This window comes from Paracoccus marcusii, assembly GCF_006151785.1.
GTDB lineage: Bacteria > Pseudomonadota > Alphaproteobacteria > Rhodobacterales > Rhodobacteraceae > Paracoccus > Paracoccus marcusii.
This window is the reverse complement of the sequence record NZ_VDDD01000250.1, coordinates 1-1295: the sequence shown is the minus strand read 5'-3', so window position 1 is coordinate 1295 and position 1295 is coordinate 1. Positions and strand designations below refer to the sequence as shown.

2 protein-coding genes are annotated in these 1295 nt (G+C 57.8%); one reads left to right on the top strand and one right to left on the bottom strand.

Annotation, left to right across the window (positions count from 1 at the left end):
• Nucleotides 1-42: 42 nt before the first annotated feature.
• A complete protein-coding gene (locus FHD68_RS18585) occupies nt 43-504 on the bottom strand; it encodes a RidA family protein (RefSeq protein WP_244297993.1) in 462 nt (153 codons plus the stop codon).
• Between the two features lie 21 nt (nt 505-525).
• Between FHD68_RS18585 and FHD68_RS18580 the strand changes: the two genes are divergently transcribed.
• Nucleotides 526-1251, top strand: coding sequence for a helix-turn-helix transcriptional regulator (locus FHD68_RS18580; protein ID WP_139086598.1), 726 nt, complete (start codon nt 526-528; stop codon nt 1249-1251).
• Nucleotides 1252-1295 lie beyond the last annotated feature (44 nt).

The window sequence follows — 1295 nt, the reverse complement described above, 5'->3', positions numbered from 1 at the left end:
GCCGTTCACGGTTTTGCCTCGAACGACCGCTTTTTCCGTTTCTCAGGCCAAAGCCGTTGCTTCGATCTCGAAGAGAAGTCCGGGAATCGCGAGGCGTGTCACCCCCAATAGCGTCATCGGCGGGGCCACTTGATGCGGGCCAAATCGCATGCCCATCAAGTCGAAATTCTTCAGCGCTTCATCGACATCGGTTGCGAAAACACCGAGCTTCACGACATTGCTCAGGTTCATGCCTGCGTGCTTCAGAACGGCCTCGAGGTTGTCGAGCGCCGCGCCGATCTGACCGCGCATATCACCAGGATGCAGCGGGTTGCCTTCGCGGTCGACGCCGGTTTGGCCCGCGCAGATCAACTGACGGGTAGCTCCGTCGATGATTTCGGCCTGATTGTAGCCCAGCTTGATCGACCAATCCCAAGGATTCACAGCTTTCCGTTCCATGTTGCAAGTCTCCTGTTTTGCTTTGCTGGAAACCGTGTAGATTGAAACAGTGCCAAAATCTGTCACCTTTTATGCTAAGGTGAGGCTATGGATATTCGCATCAGACAAGACGCCATCGTGCGTATGCTCCGCCGCAACGGGACATCCACGATCAAAACGTTGGCCGAAGAGGTCGGCACCTCCCGCCGCACCGTGTTGCGTGACATCATCGCGCTCCGGAATCAGGGCTATGTGATCCATTCCGATGTCGGTCGTGGCGGCGGGCTTCAGCTTGATCCGCAGTCCGTCCAGACGAATGCGCGGCTATCGGTGCCCGAGGTCTTCGCCCTTCTGATCAGCGTCGCCGCCATGCGCGCGGCTGGAAACCTGCCGTTCTCGGAACTTGCGGATGCTGGACTGGCCAAGATCGAAAAGTCGCTGCCCGGCGACAAGGTGAAAGATCTGCGCGCCTTTCTGGACTGTCTGCACATCGGTAAGCTTTCACCGCTCCAGAACCTGTCGGACATGGGCAAGATGGACCGAGACCTGCTACCGGCGTTCGAGAAAGCATTTCTTCAACGCGAACTCATCCGCTTTGACTATCGCGATGCGAAGGGTCAGCTTACACGGCGCGAAGTCGAACCGCAGGCCATGCTCATCCTGCCGCCGCTTTGGTATCTTGTGGGATGGGACCCCGGGCGCGAGGACTTCCGTCATTTCAGGATGGACCGGATCGGCAAGCCAGAGGCTGTAGCGGGAACAAGGTTTCGTCGCCGCCACGTTCCGTTTGAAGATGATGTCTGTCCATACAGCGAATTGCAGAAGCGCTCTTGATAGCGGTCATCGAGGCACTGGGCAGCATCGGTCAAATTGGGCTC

Bases quoted from the DNA above. Each gene is read 5' to 3' on its own strand.
- FHD68_RS18580 (WP_139086598.1), top strand. From the start codon at position 526: ATGGATATTCGCATCAGACAAGACGCCATCGTGCGTATGCTCCGCCGC.